The organism is Pseudomonas sp. p106 (assembly GCF_003936645.1).
Classification (GTDB): domain Bacteria; phylum Pseudomonadota; class Gammaproteobacteria; order Pseudomonadales; family Pseudomonadaceae; genus Aquipseudomonas; species Aquipseudomonas putida_E.
This window is the reverse complement of record NZ_RHQR01000002.1, coordinates 282,194-298,408: the sequence shown is the minus strand read 5'-3', so window position 1 is coordinate 298,408 and position 16,215 is coordinate 282,194. Positions and strand designations below refer to the sequence as shown.

The following is a 16,215-nucleotide window of genomic DNA, read 5'->3' as shown; positions in this document are numbered from 1 at the left end:
GGGTTTACTCGCGAAAGGAACGGTAAACACCTCAGCCTTTTTCATCCAGCAACGCCTTTATCACCTTCTCCTGCCCGTCGTAGTCACCTTCACCAAAGTGCACATGCCGCACTTGGCCCTGGCGATCGACAAAGTAATGCGCAGGCCAGAACTGATTACCCCAGGCATTCCACACCCGATAATCGTTGTCCGCCGCCACCGGGTAAGCGATCCCCAGGCTGGCCACCTTGCGTTTCAACTGGCTGACATCATGCTCGTAGTCGTACTCCGGCGTGTGCACGCCCACCACCACCAGCCCCTGATCGGCGTACCGCCGGGCCCAGTCGTTGACGTGCGGCAGGCTGCGCCGGCAGTTGATGCAGTCCCACGTCCAGAAGTCCACCAGCACTACCTTGCCCTTTAGCCCCTTGGTATCCAGCGCTGGCGAGTTGATCCACTCACTGGCCCCGGACAGCGATGGCATCGCGCCGTAACTGTCGCGGGCTGCCAGGTGGCCGGCAAGGCCCAGGCCCAAGAGCGCCAAGGCGACGCCGCCCACTTTCAACAACGAGCGGCGCTCAGTTGTCATGGCAACCGCTCGTGGCATAGGTGCGGTACTGCACACTCTGGCGCTGGCCTTGGGAGTTGATGTAATCCATACGGGTGTTGACCAGGCCACAGGCATCGCTTTGATCATCCTTCACCGACAGCACTTTCTGTATATCCAGCCGGTCGCCGTAGCGGTATTGCATGACGCTGGCATCCTCCATCGGCTGCGCGGATGCCTGGGCAGCCAGGGTGCCGAGGCTGAGCACGGCGAACAGGCTGGCGCTGGCGAGGGTTTTCATGTTCATGGCATCTCTCCTGTGGATCTTCTGAGGGTGGGGAGTTGTGTTCCCCGGTGAGAGCCATTTCACGCTCGCCAGGTATCGGGCATGTGTCGCCTGACCCTGCGCCCTGCCTCCTGCTGTATCTGATGCGCCACCAGATACACTGCAATACAAACCTCTGCAGGCAAGCTCATACCTGCTCGGTACACTGCGCCCATTCCCCTTGCACAGGACCCCACCGATGGAACATGTCGATCACATCCTGATCGTCGACGACGACCGCGAAATCCGCGAACTGGTCGGCAATTACCTGAAGAAGAACGGCCTGCGCACCAGCATCGTCGCCGACGGCCGGCAGATGCGCGCCTTCCTCGAAGCCAACAGCGTCGACCTGATCGTCCTCGACATCATGATGCCGGGCGATGACGGCCTGCTGCTGTGCCGCGAACTGCGCGCCGGCAAGCACCGCAATACGCCTGTGCTGATGCTGACCGCGCGCAACGACGAGACCGACCGCATCATCGGCCTGGAGATGGGCGCCGATGACTACCTGACCAAGCCATTCTCAGCCCGTGAACTGCTGGCTCGCATCAATGCCGTGCTGCGCCGCACACGCATGCTGCCGCCCAACCTGACCATCAGCGAAAGCGGCCGCCTGATCCGTTTCGGCCAGTGGCGTCTGGATACCACCGCGCGCCACCTGCTCGACAGCGAAGGCACGCTGGTGGCCCTCAGTGGCGCCGAATACCGCCTGTTGCGCGTGTTCCTCGACCACCCACAACGGGTGCTCAGCCGCGAACAGTTGCTCAACCTGACGCAGGGCCGCGAGGCCGATATCTTCGATCGTTCCATTGACCTGCTGGTCAGCCGCCTGCGCCAGCGCTTGGGCGACGACGCGCGCGAGCCCAGCTGCATCAAGACGGTGCGCAGCGAAGGTTATGTGTTCTCGCTGCCAGTGCAACTGCTCGAGTCGCCATCATGAAGTGGCCGCGCACCCTCGCCTCGCGCCTGGCACTGATCTTCATCACCGGGCTGGTGCTGGCCTACGGGCTGTCGTTCAGCCTGCAGGCCTATGAGCGCTATATCAGCAGCCGCTCGATGATGCTCAGCAATCTGGAACAGGACGTCGCCACTTCGGTGGCCATCCTCGACCGCCTGCCCGCCGCTGAACGCCCGGCCTGGCTGCCCCGCCTGGAGCGGCGCACCTATCGCTATCGGCTGGACGCTGGCGTAACGGGTGCGGCGATGCCCAGCGACGACCCGCCCATGGCCGCCGACTCGATCGTCAAGGCCATCGGTAGCCAGTATCGCCTGACCTTCCAGGAGATACCTGGCCCTAACGCACACTTCCAGGCCCACCTGCGTCTGGCCGACGGCGCCCCGCTGACCATCGATGTCACCCCGGCCCCCGTGCCGATCGCCACTTGGCTGCCGCTGGTGCTGCTCATTCAGCTTGCCGTGCTGCTGTTCTGTACCTGGCTGGCCGTGCGCCTGGCCATCGGCCCGCTGACACGCCTGGTCAAGGCGCTTGACGACCTCGACCCGGACAAGCCCGGCATGTTGCTGGACGAAAGCGGCCCGCGCGAAGTGAAATTCGCCGCTGTCGCCTTCAATGCCTTGCAGGCGCGCATCGCTGCCTACCTCAAGGAGCGCATGCAGTTGCTGGCAGCGATTTCCCATGACCTGCAAACCCCGATCACGCGTATGAAACTCCGGGTCGAGGTAATGGACGAGGGGGTCGAGAAGGACAAGTTGTGGCATGACCTGGATGCCATGGAGCACTTGGTCCGCGAAGGCGTAGCCTATGCCCGCAGCATGGATATCAACACCGAGCCGCCCTGCCGCATCAACCTCGACGCGTTCCTCGACAGCGTGGTGTTCGATTACCAGGACAGCGGCGCGCAGGTCGAGCGCCACGGCAGTACCGGCAGTTTGCTGGAAACGCGCCCGCATGCGCTGCGCAGGGTGTTGGTCAACCTGCTGGACAATGCCCTGAAGTTCGCCGGCAAGGCGCAACTGGAGGTCAGCCGTGAGCAGGGAGGTATCGTGATCCGCGTGCTGGACGAAGGCCCTGGCATCCCCCAGCAAGAGCTCGGCGAAGTGCTCAAACCCTTCTATCGGGTGGAAAGCTCGCGCAACCGCAGTACCGGGGGCACCGGCCTGGGCCTGGCAATCGCCCACCAACTGATGCAGGCCATGGGCGGGCAATTGGTCCTCAGCAATCGCCAGGGCGGAGGCCTGTGCGCACAAATCGAGCTGAAGTGAAACGCTGCCGTCCTTGACGCGGTGCTGAGCGCCGCGCCTGCACGGGTGAAATTGGCCTACACCACCTGTCACTACATTCCGATACACAATACAGCCTGCACCGACACACTGCAGATACGCCGTGCCGCCACACTCCCGGTCACACTTTGACACACCGGGAGCCTCTTCGATGAGAGCCATCGCCCTTCCCTCCGGCTGGAAGCTGTTCACCGTCCTGGCCGGCCTTACTCTGCTCATGACCGCCGTGGTCCTGGCCAGCCACCCGCTCGGTTCCGATGGCCTGCGCAGCGCTATCCGCGCTACCGCACGCAGTTCCTTCGCCCTGTTCCTGATGACGTTCCTGGCCTCGACGCTGGTGGCCTTGCTGCCCGGCCCAAGCAGCCGTCGCGTTTTGCGCGAGCGGCGCTTCCTGGGGCTGGCTTTTGCCTTTTCGCACACCGTGCACGGCCTGCTGATCTACCGCTACGCCCAGCACTTTCCCGAGTTGTTCTGGGCCGGCCGCACCGCTACCTCCAGCCTGCCAGGCAGCATCGGCTACCTGTTCCTGCTGTTGCTGGCCCTTACCTCCTTCAAGCCGAGCATGCGCCTGCTCGGCGGCCGTGCCTGGAAAGCCTTGCACAGCACCGGCATGTGGGTGTTGGCCGGCGTGTTCTGCCTGTCGTTCTACAAACGCATTCCCATGGGTGGCTGGTATCCGCTGGCCTTTGCCCTGATGTTCACCGCCATCGCCCTCAAGCTCACCGCCAAGCTGGCGCTGCACAAGCGTCGTAACGCCACGGCCCTTTCCTGAAGAAGAGAACAGACCATGACCACGCTGACTCGCACCCTGACTCCCCTCGACCGTCTCGCAGATTGGGGCGCTGATTTGCCATTGCGGATGTTTCTGGCCTGGGAGTTCTTCGAATCCGGCCTGGAGAAATTCAACGGCAGCAACTGGTTCGGCGATATACAGGGGAGCTTCCCACTGCCCTTCAGCCTGCTGCCAGCGGAGTTGAACTGGCAACTGTCGATGTGGGCTGAACTGGTCCTGCCGCTGCTACTGCTACTGGGCCTTGGCACACGGCTGGCGGCGGCGGGGCTGGCGGTGGTAACCGTCGTAGCGATCGCAGCGGTGCACTGGCCTGCGCACTGGTCGGACCTGGCAGAATTGGCGAAGGGTTACGCCATCACCGATCTAGGGTTCGGCAACTACAAGCTACCCCTGATCTACCTGGTAGCACTGCTGCCATTGCTGCTCAAAGGTGCCGGGAAGCTAAGCATTGATCACTGGATCAAACGGCACATCACGGCCCAGGCCCGAACAGCATGAAATGCAAAGGGCCCGGAGCGTACAGCCCACGAGCCCTTTGCTGTCCTACCAGGGGTGATACGCGTAGCTGACGTCAGTCTTCCAGTGGCTTGGGCGGCGCTGCCGGCTTGGCCGGTTTGGCGGGCTTGCTGTCCTTGGCCTTGGGCTCTGCTGCCGCAGCGACAGGCTCCGGTGCAGTCACGGCCTTTTCGCTGGCCGGCAGCTCATCGACGGCTTTGATGATGGCCTGCGGGTCGATCTTTTCACCTGTTTCGTCATCCTTGAGCATGTGCCGCTCACCGTCTTTACCCACCAGGATGACCTTGGTGCCCTTGCTGGCGCCGAGCTTGAGCTCACGTATCAGCGCCATGGTGGTCTGCTGCTCGAGGTTCTTGTCCTCCCGCTTGCCCATCATGTTGGCGACGCTGTAGATCACCAGGCCACGCTCCTTGAACGCAGCCTGGGTGGCAGGGTCTTTCAAGGCATCGTTCAACCCCCGCAAGGTCGGGTCGGCGGAACTGGGGGCAATGATCACCAATGGTCGTGCCTTGCCCAGTTCCTTGGCCAGCGGAGCGTCGCTGTCGGCGGCGAACAGAGGGCCAGTGACGGCGAGCAGGGTGGCGAGGGTCAGTGACCGGACGAGCATACGCATCTCCTTATTGTCTCGATAAAACAGTGACTACAGATCACGGAGAAAAATCCGACCCGGAGCCTAAACCACTTCGAACATCAGAGGGCCAGGGAAAAGTAACTGGCAGTTTCCAATGGTGACCGATACCAGGATGGCAGCCTTTTCGGAAACGGCCGATACCCAAACTCAGCATAGCCCAAAGCCACTAACGGCAACCTGCGCTCCCTCCCGCTCGCCTGAAGGGGCGCTTGAGCCGGCACTCAGAACAGCAACAGCTGACGGTCGGTCAACGCCGCAAAGTCATCACCGACAAAGGGCAGGATGGCATCGGCCACAGGCTGTAACTGGCGGCTGAGGTAGTGGTCGTAGTCGATCGGCGACTGCAGGTTTTCCATGGGTTCAGGGCCGGCTGTGGTGATCACGTAACTGATCCAGCCGCCATTCTGATATTGCCGGGCACGCCCCAGGCGGCTGTTGTACTCATCGGCCAGGCGTGCTGCGCGTACATGTGGCGGGACATTGCGCAGGTAGTCGGCCAACGGGCGGCGCAGGCGTTTGCGGTAGATCAGCAGCTCATCCAGCTCACCGGCCAGGGTCTGTTGGACGAACCCGCGTACATAGTCACGGTACGGCTCGCCCCGGAAGATTCGCCCATATAACGCCTGCTGGAACTGCCTGGCCAAGGGCGACCAATCGGTGCGCACCGACTCCAGGCCTTTGTACACCATGTCCTCGCTGCCGTCGGCGCGCTGAACCAGGCCGGCGTACCGCTTCTTGCTGCCCTCGTCGGCGCCGCGGATGGTCGGCATCAGAAACCGCCGATAATGGGTCTCGAACTGCAACTCCAGCGCGCTTTCCAGGCCCAAGGTTTCACGCAGGTGCTGCTGCCACCACAGGTTGACCTCGGCCACCAGCGCGCGGCCGGTGCGCGCCGCCGCCTCTTCACCCTGTGCACCCTTGAGCCAGACGAAGGTGGAATCGGTGTCGCCGTAGATAACGTCGTAACCTCGTGCCTCGATCAGCGCGCGAGTCTGGCGCATGATCTGGTGCCCGCGCATCGTGATCGAAGACGCCAGGCGCGGGTCGAAGAAGCGGCAACCGCTTGAGCCGAGCACCCCGTAAAACGCATTCATGATGATCTTGAGTGCCTGCGATAGCGGCGCGTTGCCTTCACGCTTGGCCTCCTCCCTGCCCTGCCAGACCCGTTCGACGATCGCGGGCAGGCAATGCCGGCTGCGCGAGAAACGCCCGCCGCGAAAGCCTTCGACGGAGTGCGTGTCATCCGGCTGGCGCAGGCCTTCGACCAGGCCTACCGGGTCGATCAGGAAAGTACGGATGATCGAGGGGTACAGGCTTTTGTAGTCGAGCACCAGCACCGAGTCATAGAGCCCCGGGCGCGAGTCCATGACAAAACCACCCGGGCTGGCTTCATCCGGGCGACTGCCCAGATTGGGCGCGACGAAGCCCAGCCGATGCATCTGCGGGATATACAGGTGACAGAACGCTGCCACCGAGCCACCGCTGCGGTCTACCGCCAGCCCGGTCACCGATGAGCGCTCCAGCAGAAACTCCAGCAGCCGGGTATGCGCAAAAATACGCGTCACCAGCTCGCAGTCCTTGAGGTTGTAACGCGCCAACGACGGCTTGTCCTCGGCGAACATGCGGTTGATCTCGTCCATGCGCTGGTAAGGCGTGTCGATCGCCTTGCCTTCCCCCAGCAAGGTCTGAGCGACGTTTTCCAGGCTGAACGAAGGGAAGCTCCAAGTGGCAGAGCGCAGCGCTTCGATGCCGTCGATCAACAAGCGGCCGGGCGCATCGGCGAACACATGGCTACGGTTGGCGTGGGCGCGCACAGTCATGGGCGCACCGTTACGCCCCAGGTTCAACGGCACCTGAAGCAGCTTGGCGTGCTCATGCAACAGGCGCAGGTCAAATTGCACCAGGTTCCAGCCGATGATCGCATCCGGATCATGCCTGGCCATCCACTGGTTCAAGCAGTCGAGCAGTGCCGCCCGGTCGTTGCAGTAGCGCAGGTCGAAATCCACGGCGTCGGGCTGGCCATTGGCGGGCCCTAGCATGAACACCTGCCGCTGGCCGCAGCCTTCCAGCGCAATGCTGTACAACTCGCCGCGCTCGCTGGTCTCGATGTCCAGCGATACCAGGCGCAGCGGCGGGCGGTAGTGCGCCAAGGGTTTGAGCTGAGCCTCGCAGATGACACCCTGGGCATCAGGCTGGCCGGTAAACTGCACGGCGGCGGTGATGAAGCGCTCCATCAGGTAGCGTTCGGGGGGGCGGATATCAGCTTCGAACACCTCGACGCCGGCACCGCGCAAGCGCTGTTCCAGTTGCATGAGTTGCCGGTGCTGACGGCAATACACGCCCAGCACCGGACGATGTTGGAAATCCTGCAGGCGCAGGGGCCTGATTTCGACACCGGCCTCGCCCGCCAGCAACAGCCGCGCATGCTCGACCTGCGCCTGCAGGATGAACGCCACCGACTCCTGCGGGGCCAGGCGCAACAGCCGCGGCCCCTGGTCGGTGGCCAGCCAGAACTCCACGCAGGTGCCTTGGGGCGTGTCATGCCAATGCCGGGTCAGGACAAAGCCCTGCTGCAACTCCACTGCGTTGTCCTCGGTGCGACGGATAGGTCGGATGCGACGATTCTACCCTTGCGCGGGGGGCCTGTGCGGGCAATCAGCCATACAGGTAGTTGATGTCCTTGTAGGCCAATGGCGGCACCTGCCCCAGCAGAAAATCGCGCAGCTTGTGCATCTGCCGCGCCTTGGGGCTGGACTTGAGCCAGGTCATGTAATACCCGTCTCCGGTCGCCACTGCATGCTTGAACGGGGTGACCAGGCGCCCTGCGGTCAGGTCGGCACTGGCCAGCACCAGGTCGACCACGGAAATCCCCAAGCCCTGCTGGGCCGCAGAAATGCCCTGATCGAGAGTGTCGAACACCTGGCCCTGATCGATGCTGATGTCCAGGGCATCCATGCGCGCCAGCCAACGCCGCCAGTCGCGCCGATCCGACGAAGGATGCAGCAGTTCACACTGGCGCAGGTCACCCAGTGCCGGCTGCTCATGCGCCATGTAGTCCGGGTGGCACACCGGAATCAGCCATTCGTCGAACAGCTTGAAACTCTCGATGTCGGCGGCAAACCGGCCGTTGGACAAGAGGAAGGCGCAATCGTAGGGCTCGGAGTAAAAGTCCACCGTGTCGATGTCCATCCAGACGCTCGACAATTGCACGCTGCAGCTGTCATCGACTTTCTTGAAGGCATCCAGCGCCCGCAACAACCAGCGAACTGTCAGCGTCGAGGGCGCCTTCAAGCGCAGGCCGTAGCGGTCCTGACGCAGCAGTGCACAGGCGTTTTCGATGATCTTGAAGCCGACCTTGAGCTCCTGGGCCAGCAGGCGCCCATGTTCGGTGAGGCTCAACTTGGGCCCACGTCGCTCGAACAGGTCGCAGCCGAACAGGCCCTCGAGGGTCTTGATGTGGTGGCTGACGGCGCCTTGGGTCAGTGCCAGCTCTTCGGCCGCGCGGGTGAACGACCCGTAACGTGAGGCGACCTCGAAGGCACGCAGAGCGTGCAACGCCTGGATCCGTTCCGACATGATTCCCCCGAAGCATGAGTGAGACTAATAGTAGGTCATAGTACCACGCGTTTTACAACGTAAGGTACGCCTCAGAAAATGCAGGTAAACAACCAAGATAAGCCAATAACCTGCCTGCATGTGTCTTGAACTTTCTGCTAATTCACGCCTGGGGAAATCATGTTTACGGGTTATGGAAACTGCTATCGCCTGGATGCGCTAGAGCTGGCCGCTGAACATGTCCGGAACACGCATCACTGGACGCACAAAACCATACAGCACTTTCGCAACATCCTCGCAAACCCTGACTTTCCGTGCCTGTTCGGGCGCAAGGCGGTGGCCGGTGAATCCTGCCACATCCTTTTCGCCCGCGCCGAACAGCTCGCCGATGACATCGCACAAGGCTTGGCCGAATACGTGCGCACCATAGCACCGGTGCCGGTCAAGCAACGCATTGGCAGCCCACTGGTGGTGTTCCTCGAAACGGCCGCCGACAGCAGCCTGGCCGAACAGCAGGCGCTGGCCTGGAAGGTGCTGCGCGGCGTCCATGCCCGTGACCCGCACCCGTGGCCGCAAGCGATCCCGGCCGACCCACACGACAGTGGCTGGTCGTTCTGCTACGCCGGCATGGCGCTGTTCATCAACATGAACTTTCCCGGCCACCATCAAATGAAAAGTCGCAACCTGGGCAATCACATCACCTTCGTCATCAACCCGCGGGAAAACTTCGACGAAGTGGCCAATGCCGGCACCGAGAGCGGCAAGCGCATCCGTGCACGCATCCGCGAACGCGTGCAGCACTACAACGACGGCGTGATGCCCGACAGCCTGGGCTTCTTCGGCCAGGCCGACAACTTCGAATGGAAGCAATACCAACTGCAGGAAGCAGGCTCGCTCAACCCGTCGCGCTGCCCCTTTCATGCCCACGTCCACGCAACAACCGACACCCAGATCGAGAACTGACCGTGAATACCGCACTGACCGCTACCTACGCCCTGACCGTACTGCTGCTGATCGCCACACCAGGCCCGGTGGTGGCATTGATCGTCAACACCGCCGCAGCCTCTGGCTCGCGCAAGGCCATGTTCACCGCCGTGGGCACCAACTGGGCTTCCCTGGTGCTGATCGGCGCCGCGGCCTGGGTCATCCTCACCAGTGCAGCCATCGACAAGGCCTGGCTCAGCGGCATGAGCCTGCTCGGCTGCCTGTTCATCGGCTACATCGCCGTAGGCACCTTGCGCGAATGCCTGCAAGCGCCTGCCTGCGAGACGCTGGCGCAAACGCTCAAAGCCGGGCGTGGCGGATTGTGGCAAGGCTTCATGGTCGGTATTTCCAACCCCAAGGACATCATCTTCTTCATCGCCTTCTTCCCACAGTTCATCCAGATCACCGAATCATTCGGCAAAAGCATGATGGTGCTGTCCCTGTTGTGGGTAGCCATCGACTTCGCCGTGCTCAGCCTTTACATCTTTGCCATCGGCAAGATCGCCTCGCAGCGTAGCAATCGGATGATTTCGCTGGCCTCGGGGGTTGCCCTGTTGCTGATCGCCGTCGGCGGCCTGGCCTACAACATCAAAGAGCTGGCGGGGTGACGCCTCGGTGCGAGACGCCACGCCGGACAACAAGGAGCGCCCATGAGCCCGTCCAATACCGCAACATTCGGCCCGGGCCTCCCTGCGCCACTGTCGCTCGACTACCAGCGCTTCCTGCAACTGGGCAGCCGCCGTGCCCCGCACACCCTGCATGTGCACGAAAGCGGCTACCGTTCCGGCACCATCAACACCGATGCGCTCGGTTTGCGCTACAGCCATTGCGCCGGCAAGCGATTCTCGGCCGCCGAGTATGGCAGCACCGGCCGTGTCAACTTGCTCGTCGGCGGTTCGACCGCATTGGGCATCGGTGCCAGTTCCGATGAGAATACGGTGGCATCACAGCTGTCGATGCTCACCGGGGAAGTGTGGTTGAGCCTGGCTGGCTGTGGGCTCAATGCCAGCCAGGAACTGCTGCTGTTTCTCACCCATCAGCACCGTTTTGGCGAAGTCGGCCACGTGGTGGTGCTCAGCGGGATCAATACCTTGGCCCACGAGGGCCTGGGTGAGGTGCTGGGCGGCCCACACGCTGCACTGCACGCCAAGGCCTATCAGCAATACCTCAACAGTTTCAACGAAGGCATGCTGCCTACCGGCCCGGCACGCCGGGACTCGCTGTGGCAACGCCTCGGCCAGGCACTTGCCCCGCGCCGGCCCACGCCGGTGCCCGCCTGGCCCTTGTCCGCCCCGCAGAAGCGCCTGGCGCATGCTGCCGACAGCATTGGCCGCACCTTGCGCCAGTGGGAACGCATGCTTGCCGACAGCCACGCCACCCTTACCTTCATCCTTCAACCGCTGCTGCCATGGTGCCGTGAAACGCTGCCTGCCGGAGAGCGAGCCATGCTGTCGGCATTGGAACAGCAACCGACCAACTTCGACCGACTGCTTGAAGGCGCCTTCGACAGTCAACTGCACATGGCCTTCTTCAGGCGCATCAAGAGCCAGGCAGATCCGGTGCCGTGTTACGACATGAACAGCATGCTGAGCAGCTCCCCTGTATTCGGGGCCGAGCTGTTCATTGATCGCTTGCACCTGAACGATTTGGGCAACAATGCGCTGGCCAAGGTGATCACCGCCAAACTGGGCCTGGCCCAGGAAAAACATGCTCAACGCAAGGTCACACCGATCAAGCTCGTCTGACAAATGTGCGTTGCCCTTTCGGTCGGGGCTTCCGGTTGGCTAGAATAGGCCGTCGTTCCGATACGCCAGAGGCGAACGTGTACTTGTCATGAACACCCGAGCCGTCTACCAGTACCTTTCCACTTATCCGGGCTGTGGTGCCAGTGAGGCCTGCCTGTGAGTGGTTTCGCCCGCGTGCCCGCACTACTCATCTCGCTGATGCCGCTTGCCGCACAAGCGCTCGACGTGCGTATCGACCCGCATGCCGACCTGCTTTATCGCCAAGCCCTGCCATTGCTGGAGCAGGCCGATAACCAGGACGATAACGCCAACACGCTGCGCACTGCCATTGGCGGCGATCCGGAACTCAAACGCCAGGGCCAGGCCATGGCCCGTACGCTTCCAACTGCGGTAGCCCTGCTTGAAAAGTCAGTGGAACTCGGCCATCCCGTGGCCCAATACCGCCTGGCGCTGTACTACACGACCTACCTGCCAGCGGCGCAAATCCCTGATGCTGCATGCCCCTTGCTCGAGGCCAGCCTACAACAGGGCTTTGCCCCACCCGCGACGGCGATCGCCACCTGGTGCCCACCGTATAACGCCAGCCCCCGTTACCGCCAAGCGCTCGAAGCGATCCCGGGCATGGCCACGCTGTATGCGCCCTACTACCCGCAACCGGCCACTCGGCTGGCTTGCAGCCGCAGCCAGCCACAAGGGCTGGAAATGCAGTGGGGGCGTCAACGCGACTATCAGGCCGAGGTGTATCGGTTGCTGGGCGACCTCGATCCGCAGCACCGCCGGGACTTGCTGCAAAAGGCGGTGGAAATCAATGGTTGCGCAGCAGCACAACGGCGGTTGACCAGCCAGCGTTGAACGTTGTTCTGGCAGTGGCAAACCAGCAAGATCGTTCAAGCCACCTGCCCCGCCCTCTGGCATGCTGCGCTGCCGAACAACAGTGTTGCAGCCATCATGCAAAGCAGTCCGCCTATTGCCCGCCAAGCTTTTCTGCACGGCGCCATCGCCATTGTTCCGTTATCGCTGGCCGTTGCCCCTTGGGGCCTGCTTGCGGGCTCGATGGCCATCGAGGCCAACCTCAGTGCCTGGGAGGGTCAGGGCTTGTCGGCGATCGTGTTCGCTGGCGCCGCGCAACTGGTAGCCATCGGCATGCTCAAGGGCGGCGCCAACCTGCTGTCGATTTTGCTGACCACACTGCTGCTCACCTCGCAGCATCTGCTTTACGGCTTGTCGATGCGCCCGGTGCTGTCGAACCAGCCGCTGCGCTGGCGCCTGGGCCTGGGTTTCCTGTTGACCGATGAGTTCTTCGCGTTGACCAGCCACTATGACCAACAGCAATTCAACCGCTGGTACGCGCTAGGTGTCGGCCTGACCTTCTACGTGGCCTGGAACCTGTTCACCCTGGCCGGGATCGTGCTGGGCCAGAACATCCCGCATCTGGACCAGCTGGGTCTGGATTTTTCCATTGTCGCCACCTTTGTCGCCCTGATCGCCCCACTGGTGCGCAACCTCGCCACGGTAGTGTGCGTGGCGGTGTCGCTGTTCTGTTCAGTGCTTTTCAGCTACTGGCACTGGGAAACCGCGTTGGTAGCCGCTGGCCTGCTGGGCATGGCTGCCGGATTTGTCTGCCAGAAATTTTCCGGAGGCCGCGCATGACCTGGCTACTGATCTTTGCCATGGGCGCCGTAGTGTTCCTCAATCGCTACGCTTTCCTGGAACCGCGCCTACCGCTGCGCCTGAGCTCCAATGCCCGGCAGTTTCTGGGTTTTGCCGTGCCGGGCATGCTCACCGCCATTTGCGGGCCTATCGTCTTCCTGCCCGGCCACCAGTTGGACCTGAGCCCGCTCAACCCCTACCTGCTGGGGGCTGTAGTGGCCATCGTTCTGGTGTTGTTGACCCGCAGTGTATTGCTGAGCATGCTGGTGAGCATGTTGATCTTCTTCCTGCTGCGCAGCTGGCTGACATGAGCACGCCCCTGCGCGAACAGACCCATCTATGGCAGGCGCCCGCGCTGGGCGATGTCGAGATGCTGCATGCGCGCTACATTCAGCAACGCTTCGCCCCACATGTTCACGAAGGTTACGTGTTCACCGTGATCGAGTCGGGTGCCCAGCGCTTCTGGCACCGCGGCAGCGAGCACCTGGCGCCCGTGGGCAGCATGGTGCTGATCAACCCTGACGAACTGCATACCGGCGCCACAGCCCATGAGGCTGGCTGGCGCTACCGCGGGTTTTATCCGGAGCATGAACGGGTGACCGGCGTGCTCGACGAGCTGGAACTGGGCCGCCACGGCATGCCCTGCTTCAAGGACAGCGTGATCCAGGACCCGGCCCTGGCCATCGCCTTCAGCAAGCTGCATCAGCTGTCCGAAGCCAGCGCCAGTGCCCTGCAGCAACAGACCGCCTGGCGCCAGGCGGTTCTGGCCCTGGTACAACGACACGGGCAATGCGCTGAACCCGCTCCCCCTGGCCACGAACCACTGGCCGTAGCCCGCGCCCGCGAGCTGCTGGAGAGCCAACTGGCAGAACCGCCATCGCTCGAAGCACTGGCGGGCGCGGTTAATCTATCGCCGTTCCATTTCGCCCGGGTGTTCCGCCAGGCCACCGGCCTGCCGCCGCATGCCTGGCTGAAGCAACGGCGCCTGGCCCGTGCCCGGGAAATGCTCAAGAGCGGCGTGGCTGCGACCCACGTGGCTTTCAACCTGGGCTTCGCTGACCAGAGCCACTTAAGCCGGCAATTCAAACAGGCCTATGGCGTGACGCCAGGGGCCTATCGACAAGCATGCGTTCACGCGGTCGTGCCTTCCCACCGGCTCACAACGCCAGCTCCAGTTGCAAAGGATCCGGATCTTTTCGTCGAATCCTGACGGCAATACCGACCAAACGCACTGGCAGTCCTTGCCGCTGGCCTAACCGCCCTTCATCAGTTGTTCCTGCCGGGTGCCCCACAGGATCCAAGCGTTATGCGCCAACGCCCCACGCACACTGGCTTGCATTGCATCATCGATTGTCGCTGTCATGCGCACTTTCTTTCAGGTTCCAGCGTACTGGCGCGATACACAGCATGAGCGTCATCCATATGAAGGTCGCTGGCCCCGCAAGCACGAAGACCAGGCTGGCAATCAGCCCCGATACGGCATCACCAATGACGGCAGTGAAGTAATAGAGGGAAAAATTCCTGCCAACTTCATGCTCACTCGACAAGCACTGGATGTTGGTGACGATCGCGATATCGACAAATGCACCAATGAAACCGACCAGGAACAAAATCAGGAGGAACAGCCACTTGTTGAAGTGCAATGCCACTGCCGCAGCAAAAAACAGTGCCCCATACAGCGCCCAGTAACGCAGTACCAAGCGTGCAGTTGTCCATGGGTTGAAGCGTGTGTAGAGCACGCCACCCAATACGGTGCCTGCCGCAAGCAGTGAGAAAACATAGCCAACCGCTGCCTCTGAGGCAAAGTGCTCCAGCACCGAAGCCGGAAGGATGAAGCGAATCACCGACGTGGCAAACATCGCACAGAGGGTGGTACAGCCAATAACAGCAAACAAAGGCGCATTGCTGACCCTGAGCTGACTTACACTGCGCGCCGTATCCCGCACTATGGCGCGCCCATCGAATGCCTGCCGGACGCCCTGCCTGGCAGGCCCCAGGGTAGCGATGGAAATGACCGACAACACCAGGCACGCCGCAAAGAACAAGAAGGTTGCTTCGCGAGACAGCAGTAACACACATGCCGAGAAAACCAGCGGCCCGATAATCGAGGCTGCATCCTCGATCACCTGAATACCGCTGTTCACCGAGGCGAGTTGGTCCTTTCCGACAAGGTCTGGAAAATACGCTCGAAACGTAGGTACATACAGACATTCGAATGCCGTCATGACCATCGCAAGGCCGACCAAGACGGACAATACCGGTGTGAAAAAGCTGAATAAGGTAAAGAAGGCAAGTGCTAGGAGGCCTTTAGTCGCCTCGACAGCAAACAACGTTCGTTTCCTGTTGACATTGTCCGCCAGCCAGCCACCTAAAGGTGAAAACAGCATGCTGGGCAAGTAGCGAAAGAAATAAGCGATGCCAATCAAAAGCAGATCCGCCTCGGTCATTGATACGATGGCCACGGCAAATGCAGCTTCGAAGGCAAATTCACCACACTTGGAAAAACAATAACCGAACGCTAGAGAACGCGTCCCGCGATCAACACTCAGCGCCCGCATATTTCGTGATTCCCTCAGCCAGCAGCATAGGTCAATTCCTACTTGGTAATATTACGCCTAGGCACTTCAGATTATTGAAATTACCCTGCGCAATTTGGGCAAAACCAATCTAAAACTCGTCCAGCATCACGCTCAACCCGAAAGTTGTAACAACACCCCTCCTCCGCGCACACACAACTCAGCACATAGGACCATTCCTACTAGTGGCCATTTTTAACTTCGGCATTCCCACAACTGGCAGACTCCCCCAGCAGAACGCTTCAGCAGATTAATTTCAGATGCCGCACCTTGAATTTTAGGCAGACAAAGGCATCGACTTTAAACATTCTGTTTATAAGTAACGAGTTGTTACTACGCCTTGGGAGCAGCGTCTGCTGCGCCTTGAAAAGTCAGTAAGTGCCTGGCCAGCCCTCTGCTACACTGACATGGCTGAATTGGAGGATCCTGCCATGTCCGAAAGAGAGCTCACCACCCTCATATCGTTGATGAACCAGCGCCAGGCCTGCCTGAGCAGTGCCTGCAAAGAGATCGCCGACTGGATCGACCGGCAGGGTGACGTGCCCGCCGCTGGCAAGATCCGCGCAAGCCTCAAGGCCCTGGAGGCCGACGAAGCCCAGGTCCGCAAGACCTTGACCTCGCTGACCTTGGAAAGGCCGCTGCCGCGTTTTCGCAGCTGAATGAAGTGGGGCCG

Annotated in this window: 18 protein-coding genes; 12 read left to right on the top strand and 6 right to left on the bottom strand. The window is 61.6% G+C overall.

What is annotated here, in order from left to right; genetic code table 11:
* Positions 1-31: 31 nt before the first annotated feature.
* Positions 32-568, bottom strand: coding sequence for a thioredoxin family protein (locus EGJ09_RS03910; RefSeq protein WP_125923269.1), 537 nt, complete (start codon positions 566-568; stop codon positions 32-34).
* Positions 558-833: a DUF2790 domain-containing protein gene (locus EGJ09_RS03905; RefSeq protein WP_046787220.1), complete on the bottom strand. Its 276-nt coding sequence runs from the start codon at positions 831-833 to the stop codon at positions 558-560. Before EGJ09_RS03905 ends, EGJ09_RS03910 begins: the two co-directional genes overlap by 11 nt.
* Before the next feature lie 217 nt (positions 834-1,050).
* Between EGJ09_RS03905 and EGJ09_RS03900 the strand changes: the two genes are divergently transcribed.
* From EGJ09_RS03900 to EGJ09_RS03885, 4 genes are all read left to right on the top strand, one after another.
* A complete protein-coding gene (locus EGJ09_RS03900; RefSeq protein WP_039603377.1) occupies positions 1,051-1,791 on the top strand; it encodes a response regulator in 741 nt (246 codons plus the stop codon).
* A complete protein-coding gene (locus EGJ09_RS03895; RefSeq protein ID WP_125923268.1) occupies positions 1,788-3,074 on the top strand; it encodes a HAMP domain-containing sensor histidine kinase in 1,287 nt (428 codons plus the stop codon). The genes EGJ09_RS03900 and EGJ09_RS03895 overlap by 4 nt, the downstream gene beginning before the upstream one ends.
* Positions 3,075-3,243: 169 nt before the next feature.
* Positions 3,244-3,864 (top strand): ferric reductase-like transmembrane domain-containing protein, encoded by a 621-nt coding sequence (locus EGJ09_RS03890; RefSeq protein ID WP_125923267.1) that lies wholly within the window; start codon positions 3,244-3,246, stop codon positions 3,862-3,864.
* A 15-nt stretch (positions 3,865-3,879) separates the two neighbouring features.
* Positions 3,880-4,383 carry a DoxX family protein gene (locus EGJ09_RS03885; protein ID WP_125923266.1) on the top strand — a complete coding sequence of 168 codons (504 nt, stop codon included), beginning with the start codon at positions 3,880-3,882 and terminating at the stop codon, positions 4,381-4,383.
* A gap of 73 nt (positions 4,384-4,456) precedes the next feature.
* Here EGJ09_RS03885 and EGJ09_RS03880 read toward each other — a convergent pair whose 3' ends face one another.
* The 3 genes from EGJ09_RS03880 to EGJ09_RS03870 all read right to left on the bottom strand — a co-directional run bounded on the left by EGJ09_RS03880 (position 4,457) and on the right by EGJ09_RS03870 (position 8,608).
* A complete protein-coding gene (locus tag EGJ09_RS03880) occupies positions 4,457-5,008 on the bottom strand; it encodes a DUF4174 domain-containing protein (RefSeq protein WP_115275285.1) in 552 nt (183 codons plus the stop codon).
* 245 nt (positions 5,009-5,253) lie between these two features.
* Positions 5,254-7,614 (bottom strand): DNA polymerase II, encoded by a 2,361-nt coding sequence (locus tag EGJ09_RS03875; RefSeq protein WP_125923265.1) that lies wholly within the window; start codon positions 7,612-7,614, stop codon positions 5,254-5,256.
* A gap of 73 nt (positions 7,615-7,687) precedes the next feature.
* Complete coding sequence (locus EGJ09_RS03870; RefSeq protein WP_046787225.1) at positions 7,688-8,608, bottom strand: LysR substrate-binding domain-containing protein; 921 nt, start codon at positions 8,606-8,608, stop codon at positions 7,688-7,690.
* Between the two features lie 159 nt (positions 8,609-8,767).
* On the opposite strand from EGJ09_RS03870, the gene EGJ09_RS03865 reads away from it, so the two are divergent.
* The 7 genes from EGJ09_RS03865 to EGJ09_RS03835 all read left to right on the top strand — a co-directional run bounded on the left by EGJ09_RS03865 (position 8,768) and on the right by EGJ09_RS03835 (position 14,176).
* Complete coding sequence (locus EGJ09_RS03865) at positions 8,768-9,550, top strand: YqcI/YcgG family protein (RefSeq protein ID WP_046787226.1); 783 nt, start codon at positions 8,768-8,770, stop codon at positions 9,548-9,550.
* A 2-nt stretch (positions 9,551-9,552) separates the two neighbouring features.
* Complete coding sequence (locus tag EGJ09_RS03860) at positions 9,553-10,179, top strand: LysE family translocator (protein ID WP_125923264.1); 627 nt, start codon at positions 9,553-9,555, stop codon at positions 10,177-10,179.
* Positions 10,180-10,221: 42 nt separating this feature from the next.
* Positions 10,222-11,316: a hypothetical protein gene (locus EGJ09_RS03855; RefSeq protein WP_115275288.1), complete on the top strand. Its 1,095-nt coding sequence runs from the start codon at positions 10,222-10,224 to the stop codon at positions 11,314-11,316.
* 198 nt (positions 11,317-11,514) lie between these two features.
* Positions 11,515-12,168 (top strand): sel1 repeat family protein, encoded by a 654-nt coding sequence (locus EGJ09_RS03850; protein WP_239539375.1) that lies wholly within the window; start codon positions 11,515-11,517, stop codon positions 12,166-12,168.
* Positions 12,169-12,264: 96 nt separating this feature from the next.
* The gene (locus EGJ09_RS03845; protein ID WP_046787357.1) at positions 12,265-12,966 is read left to right on the top strand and encodes an AzlC family ABC transporter permease; all 702 of its coding nucleotides are present in this window, start codon (positions 12,265-12,267) and stop codon (positions 12,964-12,966) included.
* On the top strand, positions 12,963-13,277 hold the full coding sequence (locus tag EGJ09_RS03840; protein ID WP_039605278.1) for an AzlD domain-containing protein: 315 nt from the start codon (positions 12,963-12,965) through the stop codon (positions 13,275-13,277). Before EGJ09_RS03845 ends, EGJ09_RS03840 begins: the two co-directional genes overlap by 4 nt.
* On the top strand, positions 13,274-14,176 hold the full coding sequence (locus EGJ09_RS03835) for an AraC family transcriptional regulator (protein ID WP_125923263.1): 903 nt from the start codon (positions 13,274-13,276) through the stop codon (positions 14,174-14,176). The genes EGJ09_RS03840 and EGJ09_RS03835 overlap by 4 nt, the downstream gene beginning before the upstream one ends.
* 133 nt (positions 14,177-14,309) lie before the next feature.
* Here the strand turns inward: EGJ09_RS03835 and EGJ09_RS03830 are convergent, their stop codons facing one another.
* A complete protein-coding gene (locus EGJ09_RS03830) occupies positions 14,310-15,524 on the bottom strand; it encodes an MFS transporter (protein ID WP_115275291.1) in 1,215 nt (404 codons plus the stop codon).
* Positions 15,525-15,973: 449 nt separating this feature from the next.
* On the opposite strand from EGJ09_RS03830, the gene EGJ09_RS03825 reads away from it, so the two are divergent.
* Positions 15,974-16,201 (top strand): hypothetical protein, encoded by a 228-nt coding sequence (locus EGJ09_RS03825; RefSeq protein ID WP_012313790.1) that lies wholly within the window; start codon positions 15,974-15,976, stop codon positions 16,199-16,201.
* Positions 16,202-16,215 lie beyond the last annotated feature (14 nt).